The sequence below is a fragment of the Clostridia bacterium genome, from assembly GCA_035628995.1.
Classification (GTDB): domain Bacteria; phylum Bacillota; class Clostridia; order Lutisporales; family Lutisporaceae; genus BRH-c25.
This window is the reverse complement of the sequence record DASPIR010000006.1, coordinates 1-16,769: the sequence shown is the minus strand read 5'-3', so window position 1 is coordinate 16,769 and position 16,769 is coordinate 1. Positions and strand designations below refer to the sequence as shown.

Genomic DNA, 16,769 nt, shown 5'->3' with positions numbered 1-16,769 from the left:
AGGCATTTTGGTCTTCATAGTCTTATTTGTATGATATCTAAATAGTCTTCTATTTTCCCATCATTCATGCAGCACTCAATAAGCTTTCTGCCTATTGGATTCAGTCGGCGTGTCAGATACTGATCAAGCTCTGACTTGAAGAAGTTGTTCAATATTTTTGCACCGGCATCATAGCCATCATTGCCTATATCAGACTGATGGTTGGGCTGCAGGTAGCTCTTACGCAGGTACTTTCCGTCAAGCTTCAAGGTTTCCAGTGAGTAGCCCAGAAGCGGACATCGGGATTCAACCAAGTGCTCCGGTCTGAACTTGGCACTGCCGCGTCTTGCCAGGTATTCCCTTGCAATCCACTGAGGCATAAAGCCAACCTTGTAAGAGCCTATATGCTGGTTAGGTATCAGTACATATCGTGTATTTAGTGTATCCAATATCTGCTCTAGCAAGAGGTTTGCCTGGTCTACACGCTTGCCTGTAGCAAAAGGCCAGTAGGAGCCAACACCTTCACTGCTCATTCCTTTGGTATCAGTTATGCTTGGGTTATTGTGGCCTCTCGGAGCTACAAGTCTCCACAACCATGCTAGTCCAGGGGGAAGTATGTGCATCAGGCCGATAATGCCATAGGTGGGGTTTTCCCTTGTACAGGGGGGCGTCCTCACCCCGAAACTTCTGACATCTATTTCTACAGGCTCGTCCACCACATCCGGAACAAACCTTCTGGGCATGATTACCCTTGGGTTGGGACACGGTTTGCCGGGCTCATCCATTGTATGCTCCCATATAAGGCAGGTCGAACCTGGTGCAGCATCAATATTAAGAAATATCAGTGGTTCCTTCGGATGTATGCATAGTCTCTCGTAGTGTGGATCCACGCCATATTTGTTTATATGGTTGATTCTCAAGAACCAACCCTGTTCAGCATCCTTTACCACAAGCCTCTTGCTGTCGTTCTGAAGGGAGGGATGGCATAAAGCCATGTCGTCGGTAACCGGCTGCAGCTCGCAGGTATCGCTTATTTCTATGAAAAATTTCTCTGCATTTACAGTATCCTGAGCCAGTAGGATTCGTCCATCCGGCTCACGGTGGATTTCTTCGAGCATTTCACTCTTTCCGCCGCCACTGGCACCTTCGTGCATTATTGTGATAATATTATCATACGGAGTAATGACCCTCACTGTGGATGCGTGGGCTGTCAGCCAACCTTCGTACTCACCGAAGTTCAGCAATATACTGTAAATACCTTTCTTTGCACTTGGACCTGGATAAAGATTGTATGAAAACAGCTCATGCATGTCTTTTAGTCTGTTGTGCACTACTATCTGCTTTCCTTCAAAATGAGTGTGCCGGAAGGGCGGCGCCAGGTATATGACTGCCTTTGGTGTGAAGTCCTTGGGTATCTCATTCTTTGGGATAAAGCCCTGTATGTCAGCAAGGGCAGCCGCAAAGAAGCCTGCATTGGCAGGAGCTACAAGGATGCTAGGATATCCTAGCTCTTTTCCTCCGGACATAAAAGGCATTATAATAAGTTCTTGTTCTTTAAGCCAATCTAGAGAGGTTTTTCTCAATGGTTCAAAATCCTCTCCGTAGAGGTCTTTATATCTCGGCTTATCGGTGTCCTCATCATCTGCAATTACCATGCATTCAGGATCTCTTCGCCTCATATACATGTCTGTATAATTTATTACTGCACCATTTTTGCATCTTGCTACTGAAGCTTCGACTATCCTTCCATCACCCGGAATATCATAGGCTACTTCATATACCATATTGTCCTTGTCACCAAGCGCAAGCTGGAGCAAATGCTCTCTGCTTTCCGGGATTGTAATACTTGGACTCTGCTCAAGTATGGCTGAAAGCTCTACCGGCAGGTTTGTTTTTTTAAAGACCTTACTTTCCATTGTTACGACTCCTTTATATATAATATTTAAATATAATCGTGTATCTTACTGCATAAAAACATTATATGCTATACTAATCAGCTATAAAAATATGTATATTCAATAGCATAAATATACATTGTGACCAACATTTAGTACCTAATCATAATTTCGAATTACTTGTTATTTTAACACATAGAAAAACAAAAAACAATAAGAGATATCAAAGCCTAACAAAAATCAAACCCGCGTGGACGCATGTTGTCCCTGTACAAAAATCTTATTCTTGCTTAAATAGCTAAAATGCGGATATTTATGCGTATAGTTGTATACAGAATACCAGAATTGATATAATACAGATAAAAAAACCACCGTTCCATTATAAGGAAACGGTGATTCTTAATGCTATAAAATTTATTTAGGCTTGAACTTCCTGTATCTTTACTTTAGTTTCTTCGATTTCAGCATACTTAGATGAAATTTCGCCTCCGAGCTTAGTTACCTGCTCGGTAGGAAACTCAGTATCCTTGGAAAAGGCATCATAAACCAGCTCACCCATATCAAGCTTTAATTTCTTGATATCGCCTTCAAGCTGGGTGATGTGCAGCTTCAGCTTGCCAATCTCCATCATTTCCTGTGATTTATCGCCAACGACCTTGGCTGCAGTAGCGGCTTTTTCCTGTAGATTCTTTAAAAAACTCATATTTCAGCCTCCTTCAATTTTGGACTATATTTGATGACTATTTCGCCAAGTTTTGGGAATATCCTGCTAGTTTGCAAGAATTATCAGATAATTATTAATTTCGCGATGCCCAATATGCCCAATAGAATAAGCATAGGATTGCAACTACTATGAATATGTACCACAACCCTTCAAAAATCAAGCTTGTGCCGAGATACACCGGCAGCAAACTTAAAAGGCCCAGTATCACTATCCAAATCGTCCACATAAGCCTGTTAACCGGCTTGATTTGATTCATCGTTTTCCACAGCCTTATGTTTTCAAGGATAAGGAATACAAACCCGCCGCAGGCCAGCAGATAGATTATAAAAGGAAGCACTGTATTAATGAAGTGATTGATATTGGCTTCAGCAATATCCGGAGACGGGTCATCGACCGTTTGTATGATTTTAGAAAATGACGAGAAAACTTTAACTGCTGTTTGCTCATCGACCTTGTCAAAGGCAGAAGTATTGGGCGCGCTCATGTCAAAAGCAACAAAAACAAGACCGAATATAGTCACAAGAATAAGACATTGGTATGTAAATTCCCTAAGAAACTTCAGATGGATCCCCCCTTTAGTTTAATAAGCATCAGCTTGTACGCTCTGAACAAGTCAAGTGGATAATAAATACTATGAGAATTGTTTGGACATTATTCGCAGCATTGTAATTTTTCTATAACATGTCAAGAATGTGGAGGTAAAATTTGGGAAGCAGCGAATATGAAGAAGGACAAGGAAAGCCTTGACTAATCGGAGTAAATTTGGCACAGTTATACTATATAAAAAGTGTGATGTGGTTGCATAAGTAATGAGAAAGCAGGGAGATAAGAGGGGAGGATTATAATGGAGGATTCAAAAACCAAAAATCAGCGAGGGCAATGGGCATCAGCTTTAGGCTTTGTAATGGCCGCAGCAGGTGCAGCCGTTGGCTTGGGTAATGTATGGAAGTTCCCATATCTGGCCTCAAAATTCGGTGGAGGGACGTTCTTATTCGCTTATATCATAATGCTGCTCGTACTCGGCTTGCCTATTCTCGTTACGGAAATTGTCTTGGGGAGAAGGGGAAAGCTTAACCCTGTAGGCACCTACGCCAAGCTCTCCAATGGAAGCAAATGGTGGAAGTTTGTAGGGTTTGTAGCTGTATCTGTAAACTTTATAGTGCTTTCATACTACAGCGTAGTTGGCGGCTGGATAACTAATTACATGTTCAAGTATATAACAGGAGGAATAAAGGGAGATATACCTGCTTATTTTGGGGGGTTTATCACAAACCCGATTACACCTCTCTTCTGGCACGCCCTTTTCATGGCAGCCACAATTTTCATAGTTGTCAAAGGAATATCCGGTGGTATAGAAAAAGCCAGTAAGATTATGATGCCTGCCCTATTTATATTGTTCCTGGTTTTAGTAGCAAGAGCAGTTACACTGCCGGGAGCCATGAAGGGTATTGCATACTATCTGACACCTGATTTTTCAAAGCTCACAGGTTTAACCTTCCTAATGGCAATGGGTCAGATATTCTTTAGCTTGAATATCGGCGCCGGATGCACCATGACTTATGCAAGCTATCTATCTTCGGATGAAAATATACCGAAGATGTCTGCAATAGTACCCGCAATGGACTTTATGGCCGCATTCCTGGCAGGAATGATAGTTATTCCGGCAGTATTTGCCTTTGGCCTTGATCCTGCTGCAGGACCTCCGCTGCTGTTTATTACCATGCCCCATGTTTTTTCGCAGATGCCTTTAGGGGCACTGTTTGGATTTTTGTTCTTTGTATTGATGTTATTCGCTGCCTTGACGTCATCAATCTCAATGCTAGAGGTTAATGTATCCTTTCTGGTAGATCACTTTAAAAAGGATAGGTTAAAATCAGCAATTTGGGCAGGAGCCATCATATTCCTGGTAGGAATCCCATCGTCCCTTGGCCAGGGGGTTTTCTCCTGGTTTAAGATAGGCGGACTTGACTTCTTAAGCGCGGCAGACTTTTTAGCTTCATATATAATGATGCCATTCGGAGCCTTCATGATGTGCATATTTGTGTCAAGAAGGTTTGGTATAGATGAAGCCATAAAGGAAGCTACAAACAATGGAAAGATAGACTTTAGATTAAAGAATGTCTGGGCGTTCCTAATAAAATATGTAGTACCAATAATAATAATCCTGGTATTCTTAAGCTCCACAGGAATCATGAAATTCTAGCAGTCATATCTCCAAATCCACGTCTGCAAAAATAGTGGTTGACTTGAACTGTTATAGTTTTATACTATAAATATAAAGGGCGATTAGCTCAGCTGGGAGAGCGCTGCGTTCGCAATGCAGAGGTCAGGGGTTCGATCCCCCTATCGTCCACCAAAGTAAGATAATTGAGGAAGACCTTCCTATCATGATGATGGGAAGGTTTTTTTATTTAACCAACTCCAGTTTCTCACACAACCGGTGCAAATAATGTACTCCACGCATTTGATACCGATTTATCTGGTTTAAGTGTGCTTGAAAGTCCTTGGCAATCTTACCGACCTTCATGTCGGAATTTGCCAAATGAAATGTATATACATATTATTACCACATATGTAATAATATGTATACAAAATAAAATTTTAATATTACGATAGATTGTTTCCTAATCAAGATATTGTGTCAATTCTATGAAATCACTTAATGTAATAAACTATTTTTTAAAAAGTGGGGTACATAAAATGCTTTTTGAAAATTTAAGTGGTCCCTTAAGAGTATCCATTAGATTATCAGATTCCCAAAATAATATAGAATCTCAATATATCCAAGATATTTGCAATAGTATGAAGCTTATGAGGGTAAACATAATAACTATGCAAATATATGATCCCAATGCTTACCCATTAATATTTGAATTCATAAAATTGCTGGATTGTAAAATTCACAAAATTTTATCAGTGCAGAATACAAATTTTACAGAGAATTTGTTAGATAGACTAAGAGAGTCTGGTTTAGATACTATGGCATTAGTTTTACGAATTACAAGTTTAGAAGATATACAGAATAAGCTTCAGGAACTGAAAAACAGCGTAAAACTATGTGTGGATGGGGGAATAAAAACCAGTATAGTTGTACCTCTAAACAGTGGCGTTCTCACAGAACTGGATTCTATTCTTGCGATATTGAAAGATATCAACGTAGAGAAGCTCTCTTTTTCTCCTCCTGAAATAAACACAGATGGAATAAGCTCCGAGACGGTATTAGATGCATACACTTTGATAAATGCATTCAATATGGGAAAGCCTGTTATTATTCAGGACCCTCTGGCATCAAAAATTACTGGACAAGACTATGGTCCAACCTTCTTTCCTTCCTGTCCAGCAGGAAGGTCGATGCTTCATATTGAGACAGATGGTACAGTTTATCCTTGTACGAGACTTAAAGTTTCATGTGGCAATATAAAGGAACGCGCGCTGCATGATATTTGGAAAGACTCAGAAGGTTTAAAACAAATAAGAAGTCTGAGAAATGGAGAAACATGTAGCAAATGTGAGCATATATCAAACTGTTTGGGAGGATGTAAAGCACGACTTTATAAATTAAATCAGGATATGAAGTTGCCAGACCCATTGTGCTGGCATGTTCATAAGGGGGTATAGTCTAATATGAAAATAAATTATATTGAAAATGGAGAATTGGATGCTGAGAAAATTGTAAGTATATTTTCTAGTGTAGGATGGAAAAGGGATATAAATACGATATGTAAGGCGTTTAAAGGTTCCTATTATATATTGGCATATAATGGAGAAGATTTGGTAGGCTTTGCTAGAGCTATTTCGGATGACTATTGTTATACCGGAATATATGATGTGATTGTAGTACCGGAGCTTCAAGGCAAAGGAATAGGGAAACAACTGGTTACATTACTTATGGAGAAGTTTAAACATACTACTATTTATCTTACATATACAGAAGAAAAAGATACTTTTTATGAAAAATTCGGATTTCAAAAAATAAATAATGCGATGCGTATGTTAAAAAACTAGTTTGGATAGGAGGACTACAAGTTGCATCAGCTTATTAAAAGTAAAAACCTATTTATATTATCCATTATTTTATTTATCTGGGCTATGTGTGAGGCGATGACGAGGCCTTATCTACCCATATATGTAACTGAGCTTGGGGGTAATATGCTTGCTTTTGGGTTTATGAACAGCTTGAGCACAGCTATTACTATTATCTTTCCCCTAATAGTGGGTATAATTTCTGACAAAAAAGGCAGAAAAAAAGTATTAATTTGGTGTACTGCACTGGAAGTCTTATCTATATTAATTATCGTGCTGAGCAATAATTGGATTCAACTTATTCCAGGCTTTATAATTCTTAATTTTGCAACTATAGTGCGAAAAACCCCTCAAAGCGCATTGATAGTATCAGAAACTCAGGAGGAGTACCGAGGAGCAGTTTTTGGAAGCTTAAATTCTATTCAGGGTATCGGAAAGATAATCGGTCCGCTTATTTCTGCAATCATTGTAGTTGGTTTGTCTACAAAGCTGACATTTGGAATACGTGGCGTACTCCTTGTGATAATACTCCTACTAACTACAAGAATATTTGAGGAAGAACAACAAAATGTAAAGTTTAGCCGCACAACTATATTTAATACCATATCAAAAAGCTTTACAAAAAACTCTGATGTGCGCAAGACATTAGCTCCATTAGCGGCACTTCTCGTGGCAGAGGTAATGATAAGTTTCTTTAATGGTATTTTTTCGCCATTTCTATCTGTGTATGTTAAAACAAAACTCAATTCCACGGCTAGCTTAGGATTCTTTTATGCAATAATGCAAGTAAGTTTTATTCTGACTTCATGGATTGCAGGAAGCATGACGGATAAGATTGGTAGAAAGAAAATGTTAATTGGAAATGGCATTACATCTTTATTAGTATCTTTAGTATTACTTGCAGCAGCTGTTCAATGGCATTTTATTGTAGCTTTTATACTGTGGGGTGTAATGTTAGGACTGGGAATACCAGCTTTTGAAGCCATTGTAGGAGACGCTGTACCTAAAAACAAATGTGGACAAGTATATGGCATATTTACAGCATTAACAACTTTTGCGGTAGTTCCGGCACCGCTTATAGGCGGATTTATTATTGACCGTGCAGGATACGATATACCAATTATTCTAGCAGCAATCGGTGGGATACTTTATGCAGTTATAGTTTCACTTTTCTTAAAAGAAGCTAAAGTAAAGTCTGATAAGGACAGTAAAATTGAAATAATGAGCTAGAGTCTGAAAACTCAACCAAGTATTGAGCGCAGATTTCAGAAGGAAAGTCCTCTATACTCTCCTAAAGGAGGTGAACATAATGGCAAAGGAAAAGAAGAGTAAATTTGTATCTCCGAAGGTAAGAAAAGTAGCTTGCATACCATGCATGAGTCTGGAATAACTAGATAATGTTTTTCAGACTCGGCTCATTATTATATAAATTAATCTCTTGAGTTAGGTAATATATTATGAAAACCTAGCACAACTAGTTAACTTAAAGGGTATATGATTTAAGTACTAAATATATTTGAAAAGAGGTTGAATTATGCATATTGGTAATATTCCTCAGATTAGTGGTGAAATAGAAACCAAAAAGCATCCGGAGTTAATACAGAATACTGACGTACTGTTCCGAGAAGAGGGAGAAGATGTATTACTCATTAATCCTTCTGACCGATCAGTATACCATCTCAATCAAACTGCTGCGGAGCTCTGGAATATTTGTGGGACAGGCCATTCTACTCAGGAAGTAATGGAGGAAATGCGCGAAAGATATGAATTGGATGATGAACAAGAAGCAGATATTATAGAAACTTTAAATGATATGGCTTTAAGTGGGCTTTTAAAAATAAGGGCAAAGGAAAATTGTGATGATGTATATCTTCATAGAATAGGCGCTTCAGATTCTTATGTACTTAATGAATCCTCTGGATTTATTTGGTGCGAGATAGATGGACATAAATCAGTGGAACAAATAATTAATAATTTGTGTAACGAATATGAATTGGACTTTGAAGAAGCAAAGACCCAAACAGAAGAAGTGCTACAATACTTCTTGGATGAAGTATTAATAACTGTTGCCTAAATAAGGGAGGGAAATAAAATGCAGCATTTGAAAAGTCCTACAATGATTGAATGGTTGATTACTTCAACCTGCAATTTGCGCTGTAAGCACTGCTCTACATGGAAGCCCGGACAGAAAAGTGCTCAACTTTCTTTGGAAAAAACCAATGAATTAATCGATGAAATAATTAAGGCAAAAGTATTTTCTTTAATCTTATCAGGAGGAGAGCCCCTTTTAAATGATAATGTATTTTATATCATCAATAGGCTCAGTGATGCAAAAATCAGAGTGAATATGCCTACAAACGGTTTGCTCATAACTAAAGAGGTGGCACAGAAATTAAAGGATGTAGGAGTCAGTACCGTACAGATTAGTATTGACGGAGCATCCTCAGAAACTCATGATGATTTCAGAGGTGTCCCAGGGGCTTTTAATACAGCTGTAGAAGCTATACGTACTCTGAAAAATGCAGGGATAAAAAGGGTTAACGTTTCAACTACAGTAACAAAAAATAACTCAGTAGAAATAAAAGAAATTCTAAAGATGGCACTGGATATGAAGGTAAACTGCTATTCACTGCGTGCTTGTATGCCGTGTGGCAGGGGAAAAAGAAATTATTCGGACTTAAAGCTTTCTCCTGAGCAGTGGAAAGAAGTATTAGAGTTTCTTTTAGAGCAGAAAAAAGAAATTCAGGGGAAAATGGAATTTGTCTCCGTAGAGCCACTTCTTCTAATGCTTGATAAGGATTTGCAGACCAGAACGGAAGATTTCAGTGAAGATAATTTTGCAAGCTGTGGAGCAGGTAAGACTGGCTGCGCAATCTGGCCGGATGGCAAGGTTACTCCTTGTGCATATATAGACCAAGAAGCCGGTAATATACATAATCAGTCACTGACAGATATATGGACAAATTCACCTGTATTTGATATATATAGGGACTACAAAAAATTAGTAAGCGGAAAATGCTTACAATGCGAATGGAAGTATATGTGTACAGGAGGATGTAAAGCAAGATCCTACGGTGAATTTGGAACTCCTTCGGTACCGGATCCATTGTGCTGGATGAAGGATAGAGCGGCCAGAATATGAGTGCTTTATCGCGTTTTGAGGTAAAGGATGGATATTTGAGGGCACCTATTCGAATTAATTATAGAGTTACTAACGAATGTAATCAGTTTTGTAAACATTGCTGGCCTGACTCGGGAAGTAAGAAGTTTCAGGAGTTGGATACTGCTCAGGCTATAACCGCGTTAGATAGGATTGTAGATTTTGGTGCTCTGATGTTCACAATAAATGGTGGTGAGCCAATGCTCCGCCCTGATATTGACAAGATTCTGGAACATTTAAGTAAGAAAAATGTATGGTTTGAAATGACTTCAAGTGGTTGGGGTATAACAAAAGAATGGGCTACATTTTTTAGTAAAATACATATAAAAAGGATATCCATAAGTCTAGAGGGCTCGAATAAAGATTTACATAGAGTTTTGAGACCATTAGAAGATTCATTTGAAACGGCTTTAGGAGCCTTGGAATTGCTGGGAGAATATGATATAACTACAGGGGTATGTACTACGGTTACTGCCTTGAACTATAAACATATACCTGTAATGTGCAATTTTTTAAAGGCACGAAATATAAAAAGCTGGAGTTTGACTGTACTTCTGGCGCTGGGGAGAGGAAAAAACCTCAATAATCTAATATTATCTAAAGAACAGCTTCTGGAATTTTTTGAAATAGTGAATAAATGTAAGAGTGAATACCCTGAAATGGAAATACAATTGCATGATCCGTTATATTCGAAATATGTAGGAGAAAGCTATGGATCAAATCAATTTCCCACTTGCCAGGCAGGTAGGGCGGAGTTGAGCATCTTACCTAATGGTGATTTAATTCCATGCAGATATATGAGCAGTATGGTTTTTGGTAATATTATTACAGACGATATTGCAGAGCTTTGGTGCAACAGTCCTGTTTTGAAAACACTTCGTGATATTAAGCTTGATAATACATGTAAAGAATGTGAAAGCTATAGCCAATGTCTGGGTGGGTGTCGGGCAAGAGCAATAAATCAAGGTCTACCTGTAGATTCCCCGGATCCTCAATGTCTAGAGCTTCTCTAAAAAATGCAGAGGTCAGGGGTTCGATCCCCCTCTCGTCCACCAAAGTAAGATAATTCATGAAAACCTTCCTGTCATAATGATGGGAAGGTCTTTTTTGTCAAAATGCTTCATATACTATGGACATGTGGGGCATCCGATCCATGCTTGGGATAGTTTATATATTAATTTTTTTGAGTACTTGAACAATCCAGTAAATTATGATAAAATTTAGTTAAACGTTTAAATAAAACGTTTAACTAAAACTATTTTTAAGGATTGATATTATGAAATTGACTATTAAGGATATTGCTCGAATGGCTGAAGTATCTACGGCAACTGTTTCAATGATACTTAACAACAAGGATGGCAACATCAGTGCAGTAACTCGAGAAAAGGTTTTGAGAGTAGTAAAAGAAAATAACTATATACCAAACACAATGGCAAGAAGTCTCGTTACTCGGAAGACTAAAACTATCGGCTTAGTAATACCTGATATAGTCAACCCATTTTTTCCGGAATTGGCAAGAGGTGCTGAAGATAAGGCCAGTGAGGCAGGGTATAGCATAATATACTGCAATACGGATGATGATTTGGAAAAGGAAGAAAAATATATAAATATGCTGGCTGAGAAAATGGTTGACGGGATAGTATTTACGCATTCTGCTAAACGAACAAGCGGGCTGTCGCCAATAGACAGAGGAAACATACCGGTAATATTGATAGATAGAGATTTGGAAAGCAGCAATGTTAAAGGGAAAGTATTGGTTGACAATTTAGAGGGCGCCTACAAGGCAGTTAAGCATCTTATTGATAAAGGTTATAAAAAAATTGCATTTATTACTGGAGCTCTTACATCCACTACAGCTAAAGACAGACTTGCAGGCTATAGAAAAGCTCTGGAGGATAGTGGAATCGAATATGATAAAAACTATATAAGAGCAGGGCAGTATAAAAGTGAGTGGGGTTTAACCGCTGCTAAACAGCTTTTGGACGAAGGCTTAGATTTTGATGCGGTTTTCTGTGGTAATGATTTAATTGCAATAAGCGTAATCAAATTATTAAAAAGCAAAGGCTGCAATATTCCAAATGATGTTGGAATAGTCGGTTTTGATGATATTTATATGGCCAGTGTTGTTGAACCGGGACTTACAACAATAAAGCAGCCAAACTATGAAATGGGTTATAAAGCAGTTGAAATGCTTATAGAAGTTTTAGAAAAACCAGAAGAAGCAGCTGAGCAAAAAACAATTATATTAGATACTGAGCTTATTGTAAGAAAATCAACATAATTTTTTTGCTAGTTAGTTAAACGTTTAAGTGACTGCAAAACGGGATTATTATAAAGGGGAGATCACATGATTGCTGTAGTTGGAAGTTTAAATATGGATTTGGTAACTTATACAGGTAGAATGCCTGTAACAGGTGAGACTATAATGGGTAAGAGCTTTAGACAAATACCGGGAGGCAAGGGTGCCAATCAAGCTGATGCTATAGCAAAGCTTGGAGCAGAGGTAAAAATGATAGGCTGTGTAGGCTGTGATGATATGGGCAATACTCTCTTGGAAGCCTTGCAAAATGATGGTGTTGATGTAGCAATGGTTAAAAGAGCAGCTGGCATATCTACAGGTATTGCTTCAATAACCGTAGATGCTAAGGGAAATAACTGCATAATAGTCGTACCCGGTGCTAATTATAGGCTGTCAATTGAGAATCTGCAAGCTTCCTATGAAGTTATTCAGAATTCTGAAGTAGTAGTTGCTCAATTAGAAGTTCCAATTGAAACAGTAAAGTTTGCAATTAAGACCGCGAAGCAGATGGGTAAGCTGACAATATTGAATCCTGCACCAGCCATAGAGCTAGAAGATGAATTCCTTTCAAACGTTGATATTTTGGTGCCAAATGATACAGAGCTTGAGCTGCTTAGCGGAATCCAAGTCAATAAAGAAGGTGACCTGGAAAGTGCAGCACAGATACTCATTAACAAAGGTGTGCGAGAGCTGATTGTAACATTAGGAAGCAAGGGCTGCATCCATATAAACAAGTCTGGCTCAAAAGCATATCCGGCATATAAGGTTAATGCTATAGATACTACTGCTGCCGGTGACAGCTTTATTGGGGCACTTTCAGTAGCAATCAGCGAAGGAAAATCCCTAGAGGAAGCAATAAGTTTTGCTACAGCAGTAGGTGCTCTAACTGTAACAAAGGAAGGTGCACAAAGCTCTTTGCCCTTAAGAGAAGAGGTAGAGGCTTTTATTAGAACTGCCAGACAGAAGTAAAAATATTTTTAGCAAAGTGGAGGTTATTCTATGAAAAAGGGAGTCTTGTTGAACTCTGAAGTTTCCTACATTATTTCAAGGCTTGGACATGGGGACAGTATTGTTATAGGTGATAGCGGGTTACCCGTCCCGGACAACTGCAAAAGGATTGACTTAGCAGTGAGCAGGGGGATACCAAGCTTTTTGGATGTACTGGATGCAGTTCTGGCAGAACAAAGAGTAGAAGAGCTTGTGTTGGCAAAGGAAATAAAAGAAAAAAATACTGTCATATATGAAGGTATTATCAGCAGAATCAAAGAGCTTGAAAATAATGAAGGCTATAAGGTCAAAATAACAGAGGTCAGTCATGAAGAGTTTAAGATTCTGAATAAGGATTCAAAAGCAATAATTCGTACCGGAGAATGTACACCATATGCAAATATCCTTTTGAAATCCGGTGTTGTATTTTAAGGAGTGATGCAAGTGAGTGATTTAATAATCCAAATGAGAGGCATTACAAAGGAATTCCCAGGTGTAAAGGCTTTAAAATCCGTTGGTTTTAATATATACAAAGGCAAAATCATGGCGCTGGTGGGAGAAAATGGTGCAGGAAAATCTACATTAATGAAAATTTTAACGGGTGTTTATGAGAAGACATCAGGTGAAATATTTCTAAATGGAGAGCAGGTGCAAATTAAAAATACGAGAGAAGCTCAAAAAATGGGAATAGCAATTATTCACCAGGAGCTAAACCTGCTTTCAAATCTTTCTATAGGAGAAAACATTTTTTTGGGCAGAGAGCCTGTGAACAGTATAGGGAAAATACAGTGGAGCAAATTGTTTAAAGCTGCAAAGGCAATTATGGACAGACTTGGAATTACCGAAAGACCTGAGACTCTTGTTAGTGAATTAAGCATAGGCAAGCAGCAAATGATTGAAATTGCCAAGGCCCTTTCGTTAAATGCGCAGGTAATTGTCATGGACGAACCAACCGGAGCCTTGACAGAGAAAGAGACAGAAAGCTTGTTTAAAGTAATTAGTGAGCTTAAGGCTGAGGGAAGAAGCATTGTTTATATATCCCATAGACTGAAGGAGATATTCCGGATTTGTGATGACGTTACTGTTATGAGAGATGGTGAGTTTATTGCTGAACATCCGATTCAAGCAGTAAATGAAGATAAAATAATTGAGTTGATGGTAGGCAGAAAACTTAGTGAACAATATCCGCGGGTCACCTGCCAAACTGGTGAGATTCTATTAGAGGTTAAGAACTTAACAAATTCCTATGTAAAGGATATCAGCTTTTCACTGAGAAGCGGTGAAATCGTAGGCTTGGCAGGCTTGATGGGTTCAGGCAGAACCGAGCTGGCCCGTACGATTTATGGAGTATTGGATGAGGACAGCGGAGAAATTATTGTGCAGGGAAAAGCTGTTCATATAAAATCTCCCGGACAGGCGATTAAGAATGGAATATCCTATGTATCGGAGGATCGTAAGGGAAATGGTGTTGTACTTGGTTTGAACATCAAGGAGAATATCAGCTTATCTGTTTTGCAGAAGTTGTCAGGCATGTTTGGAATAATCGATAAAAAGAAGGAAGAAGCTGCTGCCTTGGAATCCATTAAAGGAATGTCAATCAAAACCTCAGGAGTTAAGCAGCTGGTAAAAAACCTAAGTGGAGGAAATCAGCAGAAGGTATCTCTTTCAAAGAGCTTGATGACAAGCCCAAAAATTTTGATATTGGATGAGCCTACCAGAGGTGTAGACGTAGGGGCAAAGAAGGAAATCTATGATATTATAAATCAGTTTAAGAAAGCAGGCATGAGTATATTGATGATATCCTCAGAGATACCGGAAATACTAGGCATGAGCGACAGAGTCATGGTGATGCATGAAGGAAGAATTACAGGATGCCTGGAACACGAAAATGCAAATCAAGAGAGCATTATGCGTCTGGCAGTAGGTCATAGGGAGGTGGAAATGTGAAAACATACTTAAAAGACTTTTTAATAAAAAACAAGTCCTTGGTTCTACTAGTTGTATCTTGCATAGTTATAGCATTTCTTAATCCAAGATTTTTAACAGTCAGCAATATATTGAATATTTTAAGACAAACATCAATTAATTCTATTATTGCTGCCGGAATGACCTTTGTAATACTTACAGGCGGTATTGACTTGTCTGTAGGCTCAACACTGGCTATATCCGGTGCTGCAGCGGCTGCAATGATTGCTCAGGGGACTAATGTGTATTTGGCATTCATAGCAGCTTTAGCCGTAGGAGCAGGTATAGGAGCTTTCAACGGCCTGATAATAAGCAAGGGTAAAATACAGCCCTTTATTGCTACATTAGGGGTTATGACTCTTATTAGAGGTTATACCTTAGTCTTTACAAGCGGAAAGCCAATCAGTGCAGGAAGTTCAGCCAATGCAGCAGCTTTTGCAAATATTGGTGCAGGTTACTTTTTAGGAATTCCATTACCAATATATATTATGGCATTTGTATTTGGATTAGCTTACTACATTTTAAGACATACCAGAACAGGCAGATATGTGTATTCACTGGGCTGCAATGAGGAAGCAACGATATATTCAGGCATAAATACCGATAGAATTAAAATTTTGATATATACGATATCAGGATTTTTGGCAGCCTTAGCCGGAATCATCATTACTGCAAGACTATCATCAGCTCAGCCACAGGCAGGTTCAGGATATGAGCTGGATGCTATTGCGGCTGTAGTATTGGGTGGCACCAGCTTAGCGGGTGGTATCGGAGGTATATTCGGTACAATTATTGGTGCTTTGATAATAGGTGTTTTAAACAATGCGCTAAATCTTATGGATGTATCCTCTTACTATCAGCTGCTGCTGAAAGGACTTGTAATATTAATAGCAGTTTTACTGGATCGCAAACAAAAAAGATAGAGTTGGATTTAATGTGCAAATTTAGCACATAAATTATAAACCAAATTAATGGAGGGGTATTAATGAAAAAGTTATTAGTCATTACATTGGTAGTAATCATGGTAGCAGGCCTGTTTGTAGGCTGTTCAGCACCAAGCACTACTCAACCGGAGCCACAGAAGGAAGAAGCTAAAAAAATCGGTTTGGTAATTTCAACACTTAACAATCCATTCTTCGTTTCTTTGAAGGAAGGAGCAGAAGCAAAGGCAAAAGAGCTTGGCTACGAGCTGGTAGTATTGGATTCACAGAATGACCCTGCAAAGGAAATGTCAAATGTAGAAGACCTAATAACAAAGAATGTAGCTGTTATACTTATCAACCCGACTGATTCTGATGCAGTTGGAAACGCAGTAAAAGCAGCTAACGACAAGAAAATACCTGTAATCACATTAGACCGTGGTGCAAACTCAGGTGATGTTGTTGCTCATATAGCTTCTGATAACGTAGCAGGCGGCAAAATGGCAGGTGATTACGTTATCGATAAGCTTGGCGGCAAGGGTAAGGTAGTAGAACTGGAAGGTATAGCTGGTACTTCAGCAGCTAGAGACAGAGGCCAAGGCTTCAATGATGCTATAAAAACATCAAGCATAGAAGTAGTTGCAAAGCAAACTGCTGACTTTGACAGAACTAAAGGCTTATCAGTTATGGAGAATATCCTTCAAGCACAACCGGAAATCAATGCAGTTTTCGCTCATAATGACGAAATGGCATTAGGCGCATTACAAGCTATAAAGGCTTCAGGAAAGACAATAATGGTAGTTGGCTTTGACGCAAC

Annotated in this window: 16 protein-coding genes and 1 tRNA gene; 14 read left to right on the top strand and 3 right to left on the bottom strand. The window is 38.7% G+C overall.

The features are described from left to right. Window positions 1-14 precede the first annotated feature (14 nt). The 3 genes from VEB00_01275 to VEB00_01265 form a co-directional block, all read right to left on the bottom strand. A complete protein-coding gene (locus tag VEB00_01275) occupies window positions 15-1,895 on the bottom strand; it encodes a DUF4914 family protein (protein ID HYF81648.1) in 1,881 nt (626 codons plus the stop codon). Window positions 1,896-2,292: 397 nt separating this feature from the next. Further along, window positions 2,293-2,577 carry a hypothetical protein gene (locus VEB00_01270; protein HYF81647.1) on the bottom strand — a complete coding sequence of 95 codons (285 nt, stop codon included), beginning with the start codon at window positions 2,575-2,577 and terminating at the stop codon, window positions 2,293-2,295. 94 nt (window positions 2,578-2,671) lie between these two features. Continuing rightward, on the bottom strand, window positions 2,672-3,118 hold the full coding sequence (locus VEB00_01265) for a hypothetical protein (GenBank protein HYF81646.1): 447 nt from the start codon (window positions 3,116-3,118) through the stop codon (window positions 2,672-2,674). Between the two features lie 324 nt (window positions 3,119-3,442). Here VEB00_01265 and VEB00_01260 point away from each other — a divergent pair, with 324 nt between their 5' ends. From VEB00_01260 to rbsB, 14 genes are all read left to right on the top strand, one after another. Further along, window positions 3,443-4,801 carry a sodium-dependent transporter gene (locus tag VEB00_01260; protein ID HYF81645.1) on the top strand — a complete coding sequence of 453 codons (1,359 nt, stop codon included), beginning with the start codon at window positions 3,443-3,445 and terminating at the stop codon, window positions 4,799-4,801. 77 nt (window positions 4,802-4,878) lie between these two features. After that, window positions 4,879-4,954: transfer RNA gene (locus VEB00_01255), tRNA-Ala, on the top strand. 344 nt (window positions 4,955-5,298) lie between these two features. Then, window positions 5,299-6,216 carry a radical SAM/SPASM domain-containing protein gene (locus tag VEB00_01250; GenBank protein ID HYF81644.1) on the top strand — a complete coding sequence of 306 codons (918 nt, stop codon included), beginning with the start codon at window positions 5,299-5,301 and terminating at the stop codon, window positions 6,214-6,216. A 6-nt stretch (window positions 6,217-6,222) separates the two neighbouring features. Next, entirely contained in the window at window positions 6,223-6,603 is a 381-nt protein-coding gene (locus VEB00_01245; GenBank protein ID HYF81643.1) for a GNAT family N-acetyltransferase, read from the top strand. A gap of 21 nt (window positions 6,604-6,624) precedes the next feature. Then, entirely contained in the window at window positions 6,625-7,851 is a 1,227-nt protein-coding gene (locus VEB00_01240) for an MFS transporter (GenBank protein ID HYF81642.1), read from the top strand. A 304-nt stretch (window positions 7,852-8,155) separates the two neighbouring features. After that, complete coding sequence (locus VEB00_01235) at window positions 8,156-8,695, top strand: PqqD family protein (protein HYF81641.1); 540 nt, start codon at window positions 8,156-8,158, stop codon at window positions 8,693-8,695. Window positions 8,696-8,713: 18 nt separating this feature from the next. Further along, window positions 8,714-9,763, top strand: a complete 1,050-nt coding sequence (locus VEB00_01230; protein ID HYF81640.1) for a radical SAM protein — start codon at window positions 8,714-8,716, stop codon at window positions 9,761-9,763. Continuing rightward, on the top strand, window positions 9,760-10,794 hold the full coding sequence (locus tag VEB00_01225) for a radical SAM protein (GenBank protein ID HYF81639.1): 1,035 nt from the start codon (window positions 9,760-9,762) through the stop codon (window positions 10,792-10,794). The genes VEB00_01230 and VEB00_01225 overlap by 4 nt, the downstream gene beginning before the upstream one ends. Before the next feature lie 263 nt (window positions 10,795-11,057). Continuing rightward, the gene (locus VEB00_01220; protein ID HYF81638.1) at window positions 11,058-12,062 is read left to right on the top strand and encodes a LacI family DNA-binding transcriptional regulator; all 1,005 of its coding nucleotides are present in this window, start codon (window positions 11,058-11,060) and stop codon (window positions 12,060-12,062) included. Window positions 12,063-12,128: 66 nt separating this feature from the next. Then, window positions 12,129-13,049 carry a ribokinase gene (rbsK, locus tag VEB00_01215; protein HYF81637.1) on the top strand — a complete coding sequence of 307 codons (921 nt, stop codon included), beginning with the start codon at window positions 12,129-12,131 and terminating at the stop codon, window positions 13,047-13,049. A gap of 30 nt (window positions 13,050-13,079) precedes the next feature. Further along, window positions 13,080-13,499, top strand: coding sequence for a D-ribose pyranase (gene rbsD / locus VEB00_01210; protein HYF81636.1), 420 nt, complete (start codon window positions 13,080-13,082; stop codon window positions 13,497-13,499). Between the two features lie 6 nt (window positions 13,500-13,505). Further along, entirely contained in the window at window positions 13,506-15,014 is a 1,509-nt protein-coding gene (locus tag VEB00_01205) for an ATP-binding cassette domain-containing protein (protein ID HYF81635.1), read from the top strand. Continuing rightward, window positions 15,011-15,955: a ribose ABC transporter permease gene (gene rbsC, locus VEB00_01200; GenBank protein HYF81634.1), complete on the top strand. Its 945-nt coding sequence runs from the start codon at window positions 15,011-15,013 to the stop codon at window positions 15,953-15,955. Before VEB00_01205 ends, rbsC begins: the two co-directional genes overlap by 4 nt. Before the next feature lie 98 nt (window positions 15,956-16,053). Next, a partial coding sequence (gene rbsB / locus VEB00_01195) for a ribose ABC transporter substrate-binding protein RbsB (protein ID HYF81633.1) occupies window positions 16,054-16,769 on the top strand: 716 nt, incomplete at its 3' end.